This is a genomic window from Kitasatospora sp. NPDC059462, from assembly GCF_042749955.1.
Taxonomy (GTDB): domain Bacteria; phylum Actinomycetota; class Actinomycetes; order Streptomycetales; family Streptomycetaceae; genus Kitasatospora.
Window position 1 is genome coordinate 1 of the sequence record NZ_JBHYUU010000099.1, and the last position, 19,355, is coordinate 19,355.

The 19,355-nt window shown below is 75.8% G+C and carries 5 protein-coding genes; all 5 read right to left on the minus strand.

Going from position 1 to position 19,355, the window contains the following annotated elements:
* A partial coding sequence (locus ACFXAM_RS23400; protein ID WP_380294168.1) for an SDR family NAD(P)-dependent oxidoreductase occupies nucleotides 1–14,541 on the minus strand: 14,541 nt, incomplete at its 3' end.
* Between the two features lie 467 nt (nucleotides 14,542–15,008).
* Nucleotides 15,009–15,458 carry a hypothetical protein gene (locus ACFXAM_RS23405; protein WP_380294169.1) on the minus strand — a complete coding sequence of 150 codons (450 nt, stop codon included), beginning with the start codon at nucleotides 15,456–15,458 and terminating at the stop codon, nucleotides 15,009–15,011.
* 103 nt (nucleotides 15,459–15,561) lie between these two features.
* The gene (locus ACFXAM_RS23410; RefSeq protein ID WP_380294170.1) at nucleotides 15,562–17,721 is read right to left on the minus strand and encodes an IPT/TIG domain-containing protein; all 2,160 of its coding nucleotides are present in this window, start codon (nucleotides 17,719–17,721) and stop codon (nucleotides 15,562–15,564) included.
* 424 nt (nucleotides 17,722–18,145) lie between these two features.
* A complete protein-coding gene (locus tag ACFXAM_RS23415) occupies nucleotides 18,146–18,592 on the minus strand; it encodes a DUF2690 domain-containing protein (RefSeq protein WP_380294171.1) in 447 nt (148 codons plus the stop codon).
* A gap of 41 nt (nucleotides 18,593–18,633) precedes the next feature.
* A complete protein-coding gene (locus ACFXAM_RS23420) occupies nucleotides 18,634–19,233 on the minus strand; it encodes a hypothetical protein (protein ID WP_380294172.1) in 600 nt (199 codons plus the stop codon).
* Nucleotides 19,234–19,355: the final 122 nt, after the last annotated feature.

Sequence of the window (19,355 nt, forward strand, 5' to 3'; positions counted from 1 at the left end):
GTCGGCGGCCGCCGCGCGGCGCGGGGACGCCGGACCGGCGAGCGCCCGCAGCAGCGGCGGCACGGGGCCGGTGGCGGCGCGCAGCGCGGCGAGGTCCAGCCGCGCCGGGACGAGGGCCGGCTCGGGGCGCTGCCACGCGGCGTCGAACAGGGCGAGCCCCTGCGACGTCGAGAAGGGCAGCAGCCCGCCGCGGGCGAGCCGCTTCAGGTCGGCGGCAGCGAGGTGTCCGGTCAGTCCGGTGCGCTCGGCCCACAGGCCCCAAGCCAGGGAGGTGGCCGGCAGGCCCCGGGCACGGCGGTGGTGGGCCAGGGCGTCGAGGTAGGCGTTGGCCGCGGCGTAGGGGGCCTGGCCGGGGGTGCCGAGGACGCCGGCGGCCGAGGAGTACAGCACGAAGGCCGACAGCCCGGCGTCCCGGGTGAGGTCGTGCAGGTTGGCGGCGGCCGCGGCCTTGGCGCGCAGGACGCGGTCGACCTGCTCCGGCGTCAGGGCGTCGACCAGTCCGTCGTCGAGCACCCCGGCCGCGTGGACGACGGCGGTGAGCGGGTGCTCGGCGGGGATCGCGGCGAGCACCCGGGCGAGGGCCTCGCGGTCGGCCGCGTCACAGGCCTCGATGCTCACCTCGGCGCCGAGCCCGGCGAGTTCGGCGGCCAGGGCGCCCGCGCCGGGGGCGTCCGCGCCACGCCGGCCGAGCAGCAGCAGGTGGCGCACGCCGTGCTCGGCGACCAGGTGACGGGCCAGCAGGGCGCCGAGGGTGCCGGTTCCGCCGGTGATCAGCACCGTCCCGTCGGCGGCGAGCGGCTGGGGCAGGGTCAGCACGACCTTGCCGATGTGCCGGGCGCGGCTGACGAAGCGCACCGCCTCGCGGACGTGGCGCAGGTCGAAGGTGCGCACGGGCAGCGGTTGCAGGGCGCCGGACTCGAAGAGCGTCACGAGTTCGGCGAACAGGTCGGCGATCCGGTCGGGTCCGGCGTCGATCAGGTCGAACGCCCGGTAGCGGACGTCCGGGCGGTCGGCCGCGACGGCCTCCTGGCCGCGCACGTCCGTCTTGCCCATCTCGACGAACCGGCCGCCGTCCGCGAGCAGCCGCAGCGAGGCGTCCACGAACTCCCCGGCGAGCGAGTTCAGGACGACGTCCACGCCCCGGCCGCCGGTGACCTCGGCGAACCGCCGCTCGAAGGCGGTGTCGCGGGAGGAGCCGATCCGCTCCTCGGGCACGCCGAGTCCGCGCACGACCGGCCACTTGGCGGGGCTCGCGGTGGCGAGCACCGTGGCGCCCCAGTGCCGGGCCAGCTGGACGGCGGCCATGCCGACGCCGCCCGCCGCCGCGTGGACGAGGACGGTCTCGCCGGGCCGCAGTCCGCCGAGGTCGCGCAGCCCGTACAGCGCGGTCAGGAAGACCACCGGCACGGAGGCCGCCCGGGCGTACGACCAGCCGGCGGGCAGGCGGGCCAGCAGGCGGTGGTCGGTGACGGCCAGCGGGCCGAAGGAGCCGTCGAACAGGCCCATCACCCGGTCCCCCGGCGCGAGCGCGGTGACACCCGGCCCGACCTCGGTCACGACGCCCGCCGCCTCGGCGCCGACGACCGCGCGGCCGGGGTACATGCCGAGCGCGATCAGCGCGTCGCGGAAGTTCACGCCGGCCGCGCGCACCGCGACCCTGACCTGTCCGGCAGCGAGCGGTTCGGCCGCGGCCGGGTGCTCGACGACGGCGAGGGCGTCGACGGTGTGCTGCGGGCCGGACTCGACGCGCCAGGGTGCGGAACCGTCCGGCAGCACGAGCGCCCGGTCGGCGCCGGCGCGGACCAGCCGCGGGGTCAGCACGGCGGCGTCCCGGACGATCGCCTGGGCCTCGCCGGACGTCAGGACGGCGCGCAGCCGGTCCACGGGGAGCGGGAGGCCGGCCCGGTGCGGGTCGTGGTCGAGGTCGACGAGGACGAAGCGGTCCGGGTGCTCGGTCTGGGCGCTGCGGACGAGGCCCCAGACCGCCGCGTGCACCGGCTCGGGGACGTCCTCGGACGGGTCGGGGGCGATCGCGCCCCGGGTGACGACCACCAGGCGGGCGGCGGCGAGGCGTTCCTCGGCGAGCCAGTCGCGGAGGGCGCCGAGGACGGTGTGGACGGCGACGCGGACGGCGTCGGGCCCGGTGCCGTCCGCCGGCGGGCAGAGCAGGACGGCGACGTCGGTCCCGGCCTCGGCGGCCGCGGCCGGATCGGGGTGGGCGGGCAGGCCGTGCTCCGGGACGGCGGGCAGGTCCGGCGACGGCGCGCCGAGCAGCGCCCAGCGCTGCTGCGGGTCGGCCCCGGCCTCGGGCAGCGCCGCCTCCGTCCAGTCCACCCGGTGCAGCCAGGCCGGGTCGGCGGCGCCCGGACCGGCGAGCCGGCCGGGGGCCAGTGGCCGCAGCGCGAGCGACTCGGCGCGCACCACGGGCGAGCCGCCGCGGTCGGTGGCCAGCAGCGACAACGACTCACCGCCGGTGCGCCGCAGCCGCACCCGCAGGGCGGTGACGGGCCCGGCGGTCGGCTCCCTGGTCACCCCCGCCCAGGCGAAGGGCAGCAGGGTGCTGCCCGAGGCCTCCACCGCGTCCAGCGCGGTGAGGTGCAGGGCGGCGTCCAGGAGCGCGGGGTGCAGGTGGTGGCCGTGCGCGTCCGGTGCTTCCGGTTCACCCGACCCGTCCGATCCACCCGATCCACCCGGGAGTTCGACCTCGGCGAACAGGTCGTCGCCGAGCCGCCAGGCGGCCCGCAGGCCCTGGAAGGCGGGGCCGTAGCCGTAGCCGAACTCGGCCAGGCGCTCGTAGAGATCGGTGGTGTCGACGGCCTCGGCCTGCGGGGGCGGCCACGGGAGGAGGTCGTCGGCGACGGCCTGCGGCGGGGTGGAGGAGAGACTGCCGGTGGCGTGCCGGGTCCACGGCTCGTCCTCGGGGGCGCCCTCGGGCCGGGAGTGGACGGCCAGGGCCCGGACGCCGGTCGCGTCGGGCGCGGCGAGTGCCACGTGCAGCCGCACGGCGGCCTGTTCGGCCAGCACGAGCGGTTCGTGCAGGGTGAGTTCGTCGACCACCGGGCAGCCGGCCTCGGCGCCGGCCCAGGCCGCGAGGTCCAGGAAGGCGGTGCCCGGGACGAGGACGGTGCCGTGCACGGCGTGGTCGGCGAGCCAGGGGTGGGCGGGCACGGAGAGCCGTCCGGTGAACGACAGCCCGCCGTCCTCCGGCGAGCGCACGGCGGCGCCCAGCAGCGGGTGGCCGGCCGCCACGAGACCGAGGTCGTGCGCGGCGCCCACGACGGGCGGGGCGTCGAGCCAGTAGCGGCGGTGCTGGAAGGCGTAGGTCGGCAGGTCGACGTGCCGGCCGGCGGGGAGCACGGTCGTCCAGTCGACGGGCAGGCCTGCGACGAAGGCGGCCGACAGCGCCGTCACCAGACGGTCGGGACCACCCTCGTGGCGGCGCAGGGTCTCCAGGACCACGGCGCCCGGGACGTCTTCCAGCTGGTCGGCGACCGGGACGACGAGTCCGGGGTGCGGGCTGCACTCCACGAACGTGGTGTGCCCGGCGGCGACGGCCGCGCGCACCGCCGCGTCGAGGCGGACGGTGCCGCGCAGGTTGTCGAACCAGTACGAACCCGCCAACCGCTCCGGCTCGTCGACCACTTCACCCGTGACGGTCGAGTACATCGCCACCCGGCCCGCCAACGGCTCTACGGACGAGGACAGTTCGACGACCTCGTCACGGACCGCGTCCATGTACGCCGAATGCGAGGCGTAGTCGACGGGGATCCAGCGCGCCCGGATCTCCTCACGCTCACACTGCTCCACCACAGCGGCCAATGCCTCGACATCACCCGAGAGAACCACGCTCGACGGCCCGTTCACCGCCGCCAGCGACAACCGCTCATCATCGGCAACGAGTTCGGCCGCACGATCGGCGCCGACACCGACGGACAGCATCCCGCCACCCGTCACCCCACGCAGCGCCTGCGAACGCCGCACCACCACACGAACCGCATCCTCCAGGGACAACAGCCCCGCCACATGCGCCGCGGCGATCTCACCCTGCGAATGGCCGATCACAGCGGCAGGCCGTATCCCGCACGACTCCCACCAACGGGCCAGACCCACCATCACCGCGAACAGCACCGGCTGGACCACATCCACCCGCTCCAGCAGAGCGCCCGAACCGTCGCGCAACACTTCCAGCAACGACCAGTCCGTCAGCGGATCCATCACCCCCGCACACTCCCCGATCGCCCCGGCGAACACCGGTGAGACATCGAGGAGTTCGGCCGCCATCCCCGCCCACTGCGACCCCTGGCCCGGGAACACGAACACCGCACCCGAACCAGACACAGCAGCCGACTCACCCCCGGCCACCTCACCCAGCCGGTCCACCAACTCCGCCACCGTCCGCCCGGACACCACAGCCCGGTGCTCCAGCGCCGCCCGCCCCGAGGCGAGCGTCCGTGCCACCGCCACCGGATCGGCCCCCGGACGGTCCGCCAGCCAACCACCCAACCGCTCCGCCTGCGCACGCAGCGCCTCAGCCGATCGCGCCGACAGCACCCAGGGGACGACCACACCCGCACCCGTCACCGGCTCCGCCGGAACGCCCTCGCGGTCGGCGGAAGGGGGCTGCTCGATGATCACGTGGGCGTTGGTGCCGCTGATCCCGAACGAGGAGACCCCGGCCCGGCGCGGCCGACCGCTCTCCGGCCATCCCACCGACTCCGCCAGCAACTCCACCGCACCCGACGACCAGTCCACATGCGGCGACGGCGCATCCACGTGCAGCGACTTCGGCACCACCCCGTACCGCATCGCCATCACCATCTTGATCACACCCGCCACACCCGCCGCCGCCTGGGTGTGCCCGATGTTCGACTTCACCGACCCCAACCACAACGGCCGTTCGGCCGGCCGGTCCTGCCCGTACGCCGCCAGCAACGCCTGCGCCTCGATCGGGTCACCCAGCGTCGTCCCCGTCCCGTGCGCCTCCACCACGTCCACATCCGCCGCAGCCAGCCCACCACTCGCCAGCGCCGCCCGGATCACCCGCTCCTGCGACGGCCCGTTCGGCGCCGTCAACCCATTGGACGCACCGTCCTGGTTCACCGCCGAGCCCCGCACCACCGCCAGCACCCGGTGCCCGTGGCGGCGCGCGTCCGACAGCCGCTCCACGACGAGCAGGCCCACGCCCTCGCCCCAGCCGGTCCCGTCCGCCGCCGCCGCGAACGGCTTGCACCGCCCGTCCGCCGCCAGACCGCGCTGCCGCGCGAACTCCACGAACACGTTCGGCGTCGACATGACCGTCACGCCGCCCGCGAGCGCCAGGTCGCACTCCCCCGAGCGCAGCGCGCCCGCCGCCAGGTGCAACGCGACCAGCGACGACGAGCACGCCGTGTCGACGCTCACCGCCGGGCCCTCCAGCCCCAGCGCGTACGCGACCCGGCCCGAGACGACGCTCCCGATACTGCCCGCGAGCAGCAGACCCTCGTAGCCGTCGGGGGCCCGGTGCAGCCGGGAGGCGTAGTCGTGGTGCATGACGCCGGTGAAGACACCGGTCCGGGAGCCGCGCAGCCCGGCGGGGTCCAGGCCCGCGTGCTCCAGCGCCTCCCAGGAGGTCTCCAGCAGCAGGCGCTGCTGCGGGTCCATCGCGCGTGCCTCGCGCGGCGAGATCCCGAAGAACTCGGCGTCGAAGGCGCCGGAGTCGTACAGGAAGGCGCCGTGCCGGGTGTACACGGTGCCGGGGCGGGCCGGGTCCGGGTCGTACAGGGCGTCGACGTCCCAACCCCGGTCGGTCGGGAAGCCGCCGACCGCGTCGGCCTCCCGGGCGACGAGGCGCCACAGGTCGTCGGGCCCGGCGACGCCGCCGGGGTAGCGGCAGCCCATGCCGACGATCACGATCGGATCGTCGTCGACCGGGGCGGCCGCGGGCGTCGGGGCGGCCGCCGCCGGGGCGCCCGCCACCTCCCTGGTCAGCCGCGCCGCGAGGGCGGTGGCGCTGGGGTGGTCGAACACCACGGTGGCGGGCAGCCGCAGGCCGGTGAACGCGTTGATCCGGTTGCGCAGTTCCAGCGCGGTCAGCGAGTCGAAGCCCAGTTCGCGGAAGGCGCGTCGGACGTCGACGGTGTCCGCTTCGCCGTGGCCGAGCACGGTGGCGGTCTGGCCCCGGACGAGGTCGAGTGCGGCGCGGGCGCGGCGGTCCTCGGGCAGGTCGGCCATCCGGCGCGCCCAGGAGGACGCCTCGCCGGTGCCGCCGTCCGACCCGGCGCCCGTCGCCGCCCCGGCCGCCCGCTGCAGGGGGGTGCGGACCAGTCCGCGCAGCACGGGCGGCACGGTGCCGGCCGCCGCGAGGGCGCGCAGGGCCGCCCGGTCGAGGCGGGCGGTGACGGCGTACGGCAGGTCGGTCCGCAGCGCCGCGTCGAACAGCGCGAGACCGTCCTCGGTGGACAGCAGGCCGATGCCGCCGCGTGCGAGCCGGGCGCGGTCGGCGGCGGCGAGGTGGCGGGTCATCCCGCTGCCCTCGGCCCACAGGCCCCAGGCGAGGGAGATCGCCGGCAGCCCGGCCGCGCGGCGGTGCCCGGCCAGGGCGTCGAGGAAGGCGTTCGCGGCGGTGTAGGCGCCCTGTCCGGCGTTGCCGGTCACCGAGGTGACGGAGGAGAAGAGGACGAACGCGTCGAGGTCCTGCTCCCGGGTCAGCTCGTGCAGGTGCCAGGCGGCGTCCGCCTTGGGGCGCAGCACGGCGGCCAGGCGTTCGGGGGCGAGGGCCTCCACCGTGCCGTCGTCGAGGACGCCGGCGGCGTGCACGACGACGCCCAGCGGGTGCGCGGCCGGAAGGCCGGCGATCAGCGCCGCGAGCTCCTCGCGGCGGGCGACGTCGCAGGCGGCGATCGTCACCCGCGCGCCGAGCGCGGCGAGTTCGGCCCGCAGTGAGTCGGCGCCGTCGGCCCGCTGCCCGGCCCGGCCGACCAGCAGCAGGTGGCGCAGGCCGTGCTCGGTGACCAGGTGGCGGGCGATCAGCGCGCCGAGGGTGCCGGTGCCGCCGGTGATCAGCGCCGTGCGGTCCGGATCGAGGGGGCGCCCGCCCGGCGTCGCCGCAGCCGGGGCCGGGGCCGGGGCCGGGACCAGCCGGGGCCGGTACGGGATCCCGTCACGCAGGGCCAGTTGGGGTTCGTCGGTGGCGAGGGCGGCCCGCAGCGCGCGGCCGGAGCGCGCGGGGTCGTCGAGGTCGATCAGGGTGAAGCGGCCGGGGTGCTCGGACTGCGCCGTGCGCAGCAGGCCCCACACCGGGGACTGGCCGAGGCCCGGCACGGCCTCCCCGCCCCGGACGGCGACCGCGCCCCGGGTGACGACGACCAGTCGGGCGCCGTCCGGGCGGTCCCCCGCCAGCCAGGCCCGGACGGTGTCGAGGGCCCAGCGGGCGGCGGCGTGCGCGGCCTCGGCCGGGTCGGCCGGCCCGCCGGGCACGGCGGCGACCACCACGGCGGGTGCCGGATGCCCGGCGGCGGTGCGGGCGTCGAGCCCGGCGAGGTCCGGGAAGGTGGCGCGCGGGTCGAGACCGAGGTCGTCGGCGCCGAGGACCACACGGTCCGGGTCCTCCGCGGCGGCGAGCACGTGCGGTTCCGTCCAGTGCAGTTCGAACAGCGCGTCGCGCGGGGTGGCCCCGGCCGGGGCGAGCCGGTCGGCGGGCAGTTCGCGCAGGCTGAGGCCGCCGACCGTGAGAACGGGCGCGCCGGTGGGGTCCTCCACGGCGAGTGCGGTGGTGCCGTCCGGCGCGGGCGACAGCCGGACGCGCAGCGCGGTGGCGCCGGTGGCGTGCAGCCGCACGTCGGTGAAGCCGAACGGGATGCGCGGGCCGGCGCCGCCGGCGGGCGCGTCGGCCAGCAGCAACGGGTGGAGCGCCGCATCGAGCAGGGCGGGGTGGACGGCGTGCGCCTCGTCGCCCCGGACGGGGTCGGCAGGCAGGCGGACCTCGGCGTACAGGTGGTCCCCCGCGCGCCAGGCGGCGGTGAGGCCCTGGAACCAGGGGCCGTAGCCGTAGCCGAGGCGGTCGAGACGCTCGTAGGCGTCGGCGAGGTCCACCGGCTCGCTGCCCGCGGGCGGCCAACTCCCCTGCACCGCACCGACGACGGGCGCCTGCGCGGCCGTCAGCGTGCCGGAGGCGTGCCGCGTCCAGGGCCGTTCCGCGCTGTCGTCGCCGGGTTCGCCCTCCGGGGCGGACGGCCGGGAGTCCACGGTGACGGCGTGCCGGCCCGCCGGGTCGGCGGGGGCGACGGCCACCCGGAGCTGCGTGCGCCCGGTGTCGGGCAGCACCAGCGGGGCCTCCAGGGTGAGCTCCTCGACGCCCGGGCAGCCGGCGAGCTCACCCGCCCGGAGCACGAGGTCGAGGAAGGCCGTGCCGGGCAGCACCACCGTGCCGGTGACCGCGTGGTCGGGCAGCCAGGGCCGGGTGTCCGCGGAGAGCCGGCCGGTGACCAGGGTGGTGCCGTCCGGGGTCGTGGTGACGGCGCCGAGCAGCGGGTGGTCGACGGCGTCGAGGCCGAGATCGGCGGGGCGGGCCGGCGCCGGCCCGGCGGTCAGCCAGTAGCGGCGGTACTGGAAGGCGTAGGTGGGCAGGTCGACGTGCCGGCCGCGGTGGTCGCCGGGGAGCAGCGCGTCGGGGTCGGGCTCCGCCCCGTGGACGATGGCCTCGGAGACGGAGGCGAGGAACTGTCCGAGGCCGCCGTGATCGCGCCGCAGGGTGCCGATCGCCGTGCCGCCGGTGCCCCCCGCGGCGTCGGGGCTCTCGGGGCCTCCAGGGCTCTCGGGCCCTTCGGCGCCGCAGGCGTCCAGCGTCTCCTGGGTGCCGATCCTGAGGACGGGGTGCGGGCTCGCCTCGACGAAGAGCCGGTGGCCGTCCGCGTGCAGGGCGCGCACGGCGGGCTCGAAGCGGACCTCCTGGCGCAGGTTGCGGTACCAGTAGTCGGCGTCGAGCGTGGTGGTGTCGGCCAGCGGTCCGCCGGTGACGGTCGAGTAGAAGGCGATCCGTGCGGTGCGGGGCGCGAGGTCGGCGAGCGCGGCGAGCAGCGGTTCGCGCAGCGACTCGACGTGCGCCGAGTGCGAGGCGTAGTCCACCGGGATCCGGCGGGCGCGCACGCCGGTCCGCTCGCAGTGGGCGAGGAGGGCGTCGAGGGCGGCGGCGTCCCCGGAGACGACGGTGGTGGCGGGGCCGTTGCGGGCGGCGATGCCGATCCGGCCGTCCCAGGGCGCGAGGAGGGCGCCGGTCTCCTCGGCGGGCAGCGGGACGGAGACCATGCCGCCGGTGCCGGCGAGGTCCAGCAGGGCGCGGCTGCGCAGGGCGACCACCTTGGCGGCGTCGTCGAGGGTGAGCGCGCCCGCGACGTACGCGGCGGCGATCTCGCCCTGCGAGTGGCCGACGACGGCGCTCGGTTCGACGCCGGCGGCCCGCCACAGCCGGGCCAGCGCGACCATGACGGCGAACAGCACGGGCTGGACGACGTCGACCCGGGACAGGTCGGGCGCGCCCGGCCGGCCGCGCAGGACGTCGAGCAGCGACCAGTCGGTCCAGCGGGCCAGCGCCGCCGCGCAGGCCTCCATCTCGGCCTCGAACTCCGGTGAGGAGTCGAGGAGTTCGACGGCCATGCCGGCCCACTGCGAGCCCTGGCCGGGGAACACCAGGGCGGTCGCGCCGCGGGCGGTGGACTGGGCCCGGACGAGGTTGTCGGCCGGCTCGCCCTGGGCGAGCGCGGTCAGCCCGCGCAGCGCGTCGGCGTCGGTGCGGGCGAGGACGACGGCGGTGTGGTCGAACCTGGTCCGGCCGCGCAGCAGGGCGTGGCCGAGCGCGAACCGGTCACCCGCCGTCGCGGCCGCGCCCGCTTCGTCGGCGTCGGCGTCGGTGCCGGTGCCGGCCTCGGCGTCGGATTCGGCCTCGGCAGCGACAGCCGCAGCGGCCAGGTGCCGGGCCAGCCGGCCGGCCTGGGCGCGCAACGCGGCCTCGGTGCGGCCGGAGACGGTGAGCGGCACGGGCAGGTCCGGGTATCCGCCGCCGGGCTCCGTCGCCTGTCCGGCCTGCACGGGCGCCTGCTCGACGATGACGTGCGCGTTGGTGCCGCTGATGCCGAACGAGGAGACACCGGCCCGTCGGGGCCGGTCGGGACCGGCGGGCGAGGGCCACGGGGTGGTGGCCGACGGCACCCTGACCGCGCCCTCCGCCCAGCGCACCTTCGGCGAGGGCTCGCGAAGGTGCAGCACGCCGGGCACCAGCCCGTGCCGCATCGCGAGGACGGTCGTGATCAGGCCGGCGACCCCGGCCGCGGCCTGGGTGTGGCCGATGTTGGACTTCACCGAGCCGAGCAGCAGGGGGTGTTCGGGGGCGCGGTCGGCGCCGTAGACGGCGAGCAGGGCGTGTGCCTCGACCGGGTCGCCGAGCGCGGTGCCGGTGCCGTGCGCCTCGACCACGTCGACGTCCGCGGGCGCCAGCCCGGCGGAGCCCAGCGCCTGCCGGATCACCCGCTGCTGGGCCGACCCGTTGGGAGCGCTGAGGCCGTTGCTGGCACCGTCCTGGTTGACGGCGGAGCCGACCACCAGGGCGAGCACCGGGTGGCCGTGGCGCCGGGCGTCCGACAGCCGCTCCAGCAGGACGACGCCGACGCCCTCGGCCCACGCCGTGCCGTCGGCGTCGGCGGAGAACGGCTTGCAGCGGCCGTCCGGGGCGAGGCCGCGCTGCCGGGCGAACTCGACGAACATCCCGGGCTCGGCCATCACGGTGGCACCGCCCGCGAGGGCCAGCGTGCACTCCCCGTTGCGCAGGGCCTGGGCCGCCAGGTGCACGGCGACGAGCGAGGAGGAACAGGCGGTGTCCACGGTGACGGCGGGGCCTTCGAGGCCGAGCTCGTAGGCGATCCGGCCGGAGGCGACGCTCGGGGTGGTGCCGGTGAGCAGGTAGCCGTCCAGGCCGTCGACGGGCTGGTGCATGCGCGGGCCGTAGTCCTGCGCGGTGGCGCCGACGAACACCCCGACGCGGTCGCCGCGCAGCCCGGCGGGGTCGAGCCCGGCGCGCTCCAGGGCCTCCCAGGACGTCTCCAGCAGCAGACGCTGCTGCGGGTCCATGGCGAGCGCCTCGCGCGGGCTGACGCCGAAGAACTCGGCATCGAACTCGCCCGCGCCGTCGAGGAATCCGCCCTCGCGCACATAGGTGCTCCCCAGCCCGCCCGGGGCGGCCCCGTGCAGCTGGTCCAGGTCCCAGCCGCGGTCCCGGGGGAACGCGCCGATGGCGTCCACCCCCTCCGCGGCCAGCCGCCACAGCTGCTCGGGGGTGCGGGCGCCGCCGGGGAAGCGGCACCCCATGGCGACGACGGCGATCGGGTCGCCGTCCCGGTCGGCCGCCGGGGACGGCCGGGACCGCTCGGACCACTCGGACCGCTCGGACCGCCGCTCCGGCACGGGCCGTGCCAGGGCCCGTGCGCACAGGTGGCGGGCGAGGTCGGCGGGCGTCGGGTGGTCGTAGCCGGCGCTCGCGGGCAGGTCGAGGCCGGTCGCAGCCGACAGCCGCTGGAGGAGTTCGACGGTGGCGAGCGAGTCGAGTCCCGACTCACGGTAGGCGAGGTCCGCGCGGACGGCGTCCCTGGTGGCGTGGCCGAGCACGGCGGCCGCGTGCGAGCGGACCAGGTCCAGCACCACGCGCACCCGGTCGGCCTCCGGCAGCCCGGCGATCCGGCGGGCGAGCGGCGACGCCGGCGGCGCCTGGGGTTCCTGCGCGGCGGGAGCGGCCTCCCCGGGAACGGCCCCGCCGGGAACGGCCTCCCCGGGAGCGACGTCCTCGGGAAGAACGTCCTCGGGAAGGACGTCCTCCGGCGCGGCGGCGCGCAGCCAGTACGGCGTGCGCCGGAACGCGTAGGTGGGCAAGGCGACCCGCCGCCGCGCCCCGGTGCCGAAGAGCGCGGTCCAGTCGAGCGCGGCGCCCAGCGTGTGCAGCCGGGCTGCGGTCTCGGCCAGGGCGTCCGCCTCCGGCCGGCCGGCCCGCAGCGTGGCGACGGCCGCGAAGGCCTCGCCGCCCTCGGGCACCGGGCACTCACGGGCCAGCGCGGACAGGCTGCCGTCCGGCCCGAGCTCGACCAGGACGGTCGCGCCGGCCTCGCGCAGCTGTTCGACGCCGTCCCCGAAGCGCACCGCCCCGCGCACCTGACGCACCCAGTAGTCGGGCGAGCACAGCTCCTCGGCGGACGCCGTGCGGCCGGTCAGGTCGGACACCACGGGCGTCGTCGGCGGACGGAAGGTCAGCCCGCGCGCGACCTGCGCGAAGGCGTCGAGCATCGGCTCCATCCGCGGCGAGTGGAAGGCGTGGCCGACCCGCAGCCGCCGGACCTTGTGGCCCTGCGCCCGCCACCGCTCCCCGAGCGCGAGGACGGCCTCCTCGTCGCCGGAGACGACGGTGGCCGCGGGCCCGTTCACGGCCGCGACCGAGACCCGGTCCCCCAGGTCCGCGAGTGCCGCCACGACCTCCGCCTCGGCCAGGCGGACCGCCAGCATCGCGCCGCCGGGGGGCAGTTGCTGCATCAGCCGGCCCCGGGCGGCCACCAGGGCGCAGGCGTCGGGCAGGTCGAGGACACCGGCCACGTGCGCGGCCGTGAGTTCACCGATCGAGTGGCCGAGCAGCAGATCGGGAACGACGCCCCAGTGCGCCAGCAGCCGCTGCAGCGCCACCCCGAGGGCGAACAGGGCGGGCTGGGTGAACTCGGTGCGGTGGACGAGTTCCGCCTCCGCACTGCCCTGGGCCGCGAACAGCACCTCCCGCAGCGGACGCGCCAGGTGCGGGTCGAGGTACCGGCAGACCTCGTCGAAGGCGGCGGCGAACTCCGGGAACCGGTCGTACAGTTCGTGGCTCATGCCGGGGCGCTGGCTGCCCTGGCCGGAGAACAGGAAGGCGGTGCGGCCGGGCCTGACCTCACCGCTGACCACGCCGGGGGCCGCGCCCGAGGTGCGCAGCGCGTCGAGCCCGGCCAGCAGCCCCGCGCGGTCGGGGGCGAGGACGACGGCGCGGGCGGCGAGGTGGCTGCGGGTGGTGGCGGCCGACCAGCCGAGGTGCGCCGGCTCGACACCGGGGTGGCGCAGCAGGTGGTCGTGCAGGCGGTCGGCCTGGGCGCGCACCGCCTCGGGCGTGGTGCCGGAGAGCGGGACGAGGACCGGGGCCCCGGGGTCCGCGGCCGGCTCGGCGGGGCCGTCGGCGGGCGCCGCCGAGGCCTGCTCACCTCCACCGTCCGGCTGTTCCGCCAGCACCACGTGGCAGTTGGTGCCGCCCATGCCGAAGGAGCTCACCCCGGCGACCAGCCGCTGCCCGGGCCTCGGCCAGGCACCCGTCGCGTCCTGGACCCGCAGGCCGAGCGCGTCCAGCGGGATGCGGGGGTTCGGGGTCTCGTAGTTGAGGCTGCGCGGCAGTTCCCGATGGCGGATCGCCAGGACCGTCTTGAGGAGCCCGACGATGCCGGCCGCGCCCTCCAGGTGCCCGAGGTTGGTCTTCACCGAGCCGACCCGCAGCGGCGCGCCGGCCGGGCGGCCGGTGCCGAGCGCGGCGCCGAGGGCGGCCGCCTCCACCGGGTCGCCCACGGGGGTTCCGGTGCCGTGCAGTTCGACGTACTGCACGTCGGCCGGCCGGAATCCGGCCCGGCGGTGGGCCGCGCGGATCACCTGCTCCTGCGCCGCGGCCTCGGGCGAGGTGAGCGCCGCCCCGCCGCCGTCGTGGTTCATCGCGCTGCCCGCCACCACGCAGTACACGGTGTCGCCGTCGGCGAGCGCGCGGGCCAGCGGCTTGAGCACCACGACCGCGCCGCCCTCGCCGCGCACATAGCCGTCGGCGCGCGCGTCGAAGGTGAAGCACCGGCCCTCCGGGGAGAGTCCGCCCAGTTTGCCCGCCTCGCCCGGCCCGTCGGGGACGAGGTCGAGGTTGACGCCGCCCGCCAGGGCGAGTTCGGACTCCCCGCGCCGCAGGCTCTCACAGGCCGTGTGCACCGCGACCAGCGAGGAGGCCTGGGCCGCGTCGACCGTCATGCTGGGCCCGCGCAGGCCGAGCGCGTAGGAGACCCGGTTGGCGATCATGCTGCGGTGCAGGCCGGTCACCTGGCGCGCACCGGCCGCGATGCCCGCACGGCGCAGCAGGACGGCGTAGTCGTCCCAGATCGCCCCGGCGAACACGCCGACCGGGCCACCGCTCAGCCCGTGCGGCGGGATGCCCGCGTGTTCCAGGGCCTCCCAGCACAGTTCGAGCATGAGCCGCTGCTGAGGGTCCATGAGCGCCGCCTCGCCCGGACCGATGCCGAAGAACCCGGGGTCGAAGCCGCTGACCTCGTCCAGGTAGCCACCGCGCCGGGGCCGCTCCGGCCCGCCGGAGGCCGGCGTGGCGCCGGGACGTTCCGGCGGTGTCGCGGCGCGCCGGCCGTCGGGGAATTCACGGACGGAATCGACGCCGGTGCGCAGGAGTTCCCAGAACCCGTCCGGGTTGTCGGCCCCCGCCACCCGGCAGGCGAAACCGACGATCGCGACAGCATCCGAATCGGCCATACCGTTCCATCACGTCCAGAGTCGATTAGCGGGCGAGCGCGGGCAGGCAGAACTCTGAATCGGGCCATCGATGATCCGCAAGCGTCTGGTTTCGGCCAGCCGGACGTCGCGGAAGGAGACTGACGTCACCCCGAGCCGCCTCTTGCGCTCCCGCACCAAGCCCTGGAGCTGCAGAAATGCGATCACCTGACGAGTACACCGGTCCGGATCCGGCCACCTCGGCCATCGAACCCACGCGTCCGATTCTGGTGCGGAGGAAACATCCCGATAACGAACTACTGTTCGCCATCAATTCACGGGAGTCACACCCGTCACTCCCCGGGGCAATCCCGAGTCGACCGGAATCCCGAATTCCCCACCGCTCGACCATTCGGCCGGGCGCGTCCGGTCCGAAAGAATTCCCGACCCGCCGCAGGCTCGCCGGGCCCGCGATTTCAGGTGGGGGACGCGCCCGGGCTACGTGCCCGTCACCTGGACGCCGGACTCCCGGACGGACCCGACGCGAGGGGTGCGCGCGCCCACCCCTCGCGCCCGCCGCCCCCACCCTCCCCCGGTACGCGGCCCCGCCGGTGCGGGCGGCCACCTCCGACAAGGGCGTGGGCGGTCAGGCGCAGGTGGCCCTCAAGGCAGACCAGGTCGTCGTGCCCCTCGCCGACGAGGACGAGCGGAGGGAACCGCTCGCCCCTGAGCAGCGCGTGGGCCGCCTCGACGAACGGGTCGTTGGGCACGTCGAACGCCCGTAGCCCCACCACGATGCGTGTGGCGGCGTCGGCCGGCCGGCGGCTGCCACCCGACAGTTCGACCCCGGAGGAATGGTCGAGGTAGCGCACGCGGGCCGCCTCGTCCGCGGGGACGACGGACGGCTCCGGCGCGAACCCGGCGTCGATCCGCTGCCCGCAGGCCGTCTCGGCGAGCACGGTCGGATTCGCGGACGTCCGGGACATGGGGTGGGGCCGGGCCACGTCGTGGTGGCCCGGCCCCGGGTGGTGCGGGTGGTGCGGGTGGTGCGGGTGGTGCGGGTCAGCAGCTGATGGTGGTGTCACCGGTGTCGGCGGCGCAGGTGTCGGAGCCCAGGCCGCCGTTGGCGGTGTCGCCTCCGATGCCGTCCTGGACGTCGATGCTGTCGTTGCCGAGGCCGCCGCTCATGGTGTCGGTGCCGTCGTGGTCGACCAGGACGTCGTTGCCGTTCTGGCCGTCGAGGTCGTCGTTGCCGGGGCCGCCGTAGATGTGGTCGTTACCGTTGTCGAACAGGGACAGCACCACGTCGAGGAGGGTCTCGCCCCTGTTGGTGTCGTTGCCGGCCTCGCCGTAGAGGTAGTCGTCGCCGTTGCCGCCGCCCAGGGCGTCGTCACCGGCACCGCCCCACAGGACGTCGTTGCCGGGGCCGCCATCGATGGTGTCGTCGCCGCCGCCGGCGTAGACGGTGTCGTTGCCGCTGCCCGCGTTGATGGTGTCGTTGCCGCCCAGGCCGCAGATGACGTCGGCGCCGCTGGTGCCGTTGAGGGTGTCGTTGCCGTTGGTGCCGATGATCGTGCACCCCAGCGCGTTGTCGACGGTCGTGCTCTGCGCGGCGCTGTCGTTGCCCGGCACGGGGTCGGGTTGGGTGGCGTCGACCGCGGCGGTGGCGGTGACCGTACCGGTGGCGCTCGGCGACAGGGTCAGGGTGACGGTCGCGCTCGCGCCGGACGCCAGGCTGCCCAGGGTGCAGGAGACGGTCGGGGCGGTGATGCTGCACGAGCCCTGGGACGGCACGGCGGAGACGATCCCGGCCGGGGCCCCGGACAGGGTGACGGAGGCCGTGGTGCCCGTGGCGTCGGCAGGCCCGTTGTCGGTCACCGTCACCGTGTCGGTGAAGGTGGCGCCGAGCGGGGTCGGATCGGCCGAATCGGTCACCGAGACCGCCAGATCAGCCCCGGGGTCGACGTAGGTGTACTGGTCGGCGGCGGGCACCGGGCTGGTGCCGGCCGGGGTGGTGACGGTGACGTCGACCGTGCCGGGCGCGTGGGCGGGAACGGTCGCGGTGACGGTGCGGTCGTTGATGACGGTGACGGCGGTGGCCGGGGTGCCGCCGAACTTCACGGCGCGGGCACCGGCCAGTCCGGTGCCGGTGATCGTGACGGTCCCGCCGCCGGAGGGCGGGCCCTGGTTCGGGCTGACCGCGGTCACGGCGACCGGCACGGGGGTCACGGCGATCCCGAACGGAGCGCTGCCGACGGGGACGGTACCGGTGACGGTGTTGGTGGCCGTGTCGACCACCGAGACGGTGTCGGAACCGTCGTTGACGACGTAGAGGTTGCTGCTGGCCCCGTCGGCCGCGACACCGACGGGCGCGCTTCCGACCGCGATGGTGCCGGTGACGGTGTTGGTGGCGGTGTCGATCACCGAGACGCTGCCGGCGTTGACGTTCGTCACGTAGACGTGGGCGCCGTCGGGGTTGATCGCGATCCCCTCCGGCCCCCCGATGCCGCTGATGATGGTGCTGATGGTGTTGGTGGCGGTGTCGATGACCGACACCGTGTTGCTGTTGAAGTTGCCCGCGTAGGCGTGGGCGCCGTCCGGGGTGACGGCCACCGCGGCGGGCGTGGAGGCGCTGGGGTTCTGGATGGTCGCGACGACGGTGCTGGTGGCGGTGTCGACGACCGAGACCGAGCTGCCGACGAAGTTGGCCACGAAGGCCTTGGCACCGTCGGGGGCGAAGGCGATGCTGAAGGGCTGGCTGCCGGTGGCGAAGCTGGTGACGACGGTGTTGGTGGCGGCGTCGATCACGGTGATGCCGCCGATGCCGGTGGCGATGTTGTTGCCCACGTAGACCAGGGAGCCGTCCGGCGAGACCGCCACCGGACCGGGGATCACGCCGACCGGGACGGTCGCGACGACCGTGTTGGTGGCGGTGTCGATCACCGAGACGTTGTTGCTCCCGTTGTTGGCGACGTAGACGCGGGAGGCATCGGGGGACTCCGCCACCCCTTCCGGGAACCGCCCGACGGGAATGGTGGCGGTCACCGTGTTGGTGGCGATGTCGATGACCGAGACCGAATTGCCGCGCAGGTTGGTGACGTAGGCCATCCGGCCCCCGGCACTCGCCTGGGCGGGCGCGGCGGCCAGCGTGACCACGCCGACCAGCACCAGGAGGGCGGAGCTCAGCAGGGCGATCAGCGAACGGCGCCGGGAGCGGCGCATCGGACGCGGATACCGGGTTCCGAGACGAACACGGGAAGACGACATTGCCTCTCCTTCCGGTCCGCACCGCACCGGCGGGAGCCGACGGGCCCCGGAGAACCGACAGCGGCGCGGTCGCACAGGGACGGATCCCGTCACCGGCGGCAACACCACCGCCGATGCCCGCCCCACCCACCGCCACGGCCCGGCCCGGATTGCGGCAGCAGGCGACTTGCACGACCCCCGGTACCGGGCGCGGTGAAGTCCCTGAAATGCTCTCAGGCGGTTTACCTCCACCACAGGGAATGTTCGATTCGGACCGCATATGGCGATCAATGAGTTCCTCTTACCGGGTACTGATCGCCGACGGGACATGCTTCCCACCGCCGGATCCCCGCCGGATCCCCGCCGGCTCTCCGGCGAGGATCCGGCGGTCGGAGGAACCTCAGTGCCAGTTGGTGCAGACCCCGTACTCGATGCAGGCACGCGCCTTACCCGAGCCGTCGACCATGTTGCCGTACCCGGTGGCGCCGGTCGTGCGCCACCACTGGTACCAGTTGTCCTCGCTCTGCGCCCAGAACCACTGCCCGGCCGAGGTGCCGGAGATCCGGGCCCAGTTCGCCCTGCACGACGCGCTGTAGCGGAGTTCGATCGTGCCCCTCGACGAGGCCACCGATTCCACCGTGTAGGCGTCCGTGTTGCAGCCCGCGTCCACCGGGTCCAACCCGAAGCAGGAGAGCCCGGAGCAGCCGGCCGTGACCCGGGGCGTGGCGGCGGAGGCCGTCGGGGCTGCGGACGCGGTCGGGGCGGCGAACCCGGTCAGTGCCGTCGCGGCTGCCGCGAGACCGAGCAGGACGGTGGTCGTGCGATGCGTGCGGTGCGTGCGCTTCACTCGGGTTTCCTTCCGTGAGGAGAGGTGATCGTGGTGGTGGCTCAGTTCCAGGCGGTGCAGTTGATGTTGCTGCCCCACTGCGGGTTGCCCCACGGATCGCCCACCGCGAACGAGACGCCGCACGCCCGCACCCAGTAGCCCGGCCCGTCGTAGGACTCGGGGGTCTGCAGGTGGAGCCGTCCGCCGACGGCGACGAGGTTCTTGGCCTGCCACGGCCAGTGCCCGTTGCCCGCGGTCTGGGACACGTCCAGGTAGACCGCGTCGTTGTAGTAGTTCAGGTAGGCCTCCGCGTACGCCCGGTCGTGGCCGTCGGAGCCGCTGTACACGTGCATGCGCACGTCGTTCACCTCCCCGCCCGCGTACGGCGTCCAGTGCACCCACGGAGTGACCCACGCCGAGGTCAGGCCCTGCTGCTCGGCACCGGAGCGCAGCCGCTCGGCGGCCTCGGGGGAGATCTCCTGCACCGCGCCGACCACGTGGTGGCGGCCGGGGTGCGCGGCCTCCTCGGCCGGCGCCGCGTGGGCCGCCCCCGCCGTGGGCAGCGCCAGCAGCACCGCTGCCGCCAGGACGGCGGACAACCGTTTCACCGCCGACGCCGGTGGACGTGCGGGCGTCGCGGTACGGACGTTGGCGTGTGGCATGGCTGTCTCCTGCTCGGTGTGGAAACGGAGGGACGTCCCGGCGTTCCGGGCGCCGTGGGGTCTTCGACGGCGTTGCGCCGCACTGCGCGGGAGCGGCGGACGCGGGCCCTTCGGACGCGGGC